Origin of the sequence: Enterobacter cloacae complex sp. IR53041 (assembly GCF_049238285.1) — a bacterium.
GTDB lineage: Bacteria > Pseudomonadota > Gammaproteobacteria > Enterobacterales > Enterobacteriaceae > Enterobacter > Enterobacter roggenkampii.
Window position 1 is genome coordinate 1 of sequence record NZ_JBMKHB010000076.1, and the last position, 1,739, is coordinate 1,739.

The window sequence follows — 1,739 nt, forward strand, 5'->3', positions numbered from 1 at the left end:
AACAGGAGGGACAGCTGATAGAAACAGAAGCCACTGGCGCACCTCAAAAACACCATCATACACTAAATCAGTAAGTTGGCACCATTACCCATTTTCCCTGTCGGTACAATTTCCTTATGAATTTGTATAACAACATGAGGAAAAGAAAAATGGCTATTCCAGCTTACCTATGGCTTAAAGATGTCGGCGTTTCGCCAGTGATGCACGACACCAAAGATCCGACCAAAGAGAAGCATACCCACCTTGAGTGCGTAGAACTTCGTTATGAAAAAATCACATGGAAATACTGCGATGGTAACGTGCAGTTCACCGATGCATGGAATGAGAGAGCGCAAGCGTGAGATACCCAACATTAGCGGCATCACCTCACCCGCCGTTTGATGTGTCCTCTTTCGCCCCACCAGGCGTGAATATCGTCAGTAATATGATGATGGCTCGCTTTCATCGTGGCCCGTCAGCCCTCACCTATGCATGGTTTTATCAGCAGGTAAGAGGGCATGGACAATGGGATTACAAACAGCGCGATAGACAGTTCGAGAGTTTTGGAAACTTCCATTACGGGGCTGTTGGTCACGCTGCGGGGATTCCCGACGAAGTATTACTTAGGGGCGCAGGATGGGCGCAAAGTCGCGCAGGAACAACTGATGCGGCTTTTGGTAATTGGTATGGCTCAACGCCTTACGGCGACGATCCTAATGACCAATATTGGATAAGAGCGGGTATCGACTATGCAAAACGCACAGGTTTTTAAGAGACGGTATCTTCTTCTGATACCGTTGACTGTTATCGCCTTTGGGATTTACAAGATGCTGCACTTCTCACCACTTGAGCAAGAGATTATCAAGAAGGTGAAAGTAAACAACCTGGCTAATCTATTCATCACGGAAGCGAGTGCAGGCGCCACCACAGGCTTTTCCTACCGTTTCTATTTGTATGATGCTAACAAAGACGATAAATCATTTATTAAGAGTCTGAAGGACGATGACGAGCCTTTCATGATCACTACGGACAAAAACGCATTGAGGAAAGTCGAAAATGATGCGATCTATCTGTCAGTGAAGGGAACCATCTACACCTTTCACAACCAGGCGGCTTATAGAGTGCATGATTCAATCTACTCAGTACCTGTCTACCTCACCGCCATACCTTTCTAAGAGCATAGCCAGCGTTCATGCTGGTGTGACGCAGTAGCAACACCAGGATATTTTAAGCAGGAGGATGTAAACGGGGAGAATAAAGAGACGGCCCCCACGGGGGCGGGTTGTGAAAGTATTTCCTGTTGTCTTCGACCTTATTGCACGTAAAATGACCAGACACATTTTAGGAAGGAGTCTTTAATGGATATTGCGCTGCTCAACAGAGGCTGGAACAGAACATGGTCAGATACCATGGTAAATCTGGAAGCCAGCAAACTCGTCGAAACAGCAAATCGGCTATCAGCATTCTATTTGCAAGATGGGATTACACGTATCAAGTTTGTCGAAGAGATAAGGCAGGTCGTAGAGAAAGAATTTGAAACTGCACGACGGGCCAAAACCGATGAAGAATGCATTTCATGCATCAAAAATCTGCGTGCCGAAACAGATAATCTGCAAGAACAAGAACGCTTGTTAAGAACCAGAGCCGCCCAACTTTATGCAAAGGTCGGGTAATGGTGCCAACTTACTGATTTAGTGTATGATGGTGTTTTTGAGGTGCGCCAGTGGCTTCTGTTTCTATCAGCTGTCCCTCCTGTTCAG

General features: G+C 46.2%; 2 protein-coding genes and 2 pseudogenes. All 4 read left to right on the top strand.

The window, feature by feature from the left end; genetic code table 11:
* Nucleotides 1–173: 173 nt before the first annotated feature.
* Nucleotides 174–341: pseudogene (locus ACOTXF_RS23710) on the top strand (type VI secretion system tube protein Hcp); the annotation flags it as partial.
* Nucleotides 338–751: a polymorphic toxin type 44 domain-containing protein gene (locus ACOTXF_RS23715; protein WP_223861879.1), complete on the top strand. Its 414-nt coding sequence runs from the start codon at nt 338–340 to the stop codon at nt 749–751. The pseudogene ACOTXF_RS23710 and the gene ACOTXF_RS23715, both read left to right, overlap by 4 nt.
* Nucleotides 729–1,154, top strand: coding sequence for a hypothetical protein (locus ACOTXF_RS23720; protein WP_045415638.1), 426 nt, complete (start codon nt 729–731; stop codon nt 1,152–1,154). Before ACOTXF_RS23715 ends, ACOTXF_RS23720 begins: the two co-directional genes overlap by 23 nt.
* 183 nt (nt 1,155–1,337) lie before the next feature.
* A pseudogene (locus ACOTXF_RS23725) lies at nt 1,338–1,646 on the top strand (hypothetical protein); the annotation flags it as partial.
* Between the last annotated feature and the right edge of the window lie 93 nt (nt 1,647–1,739).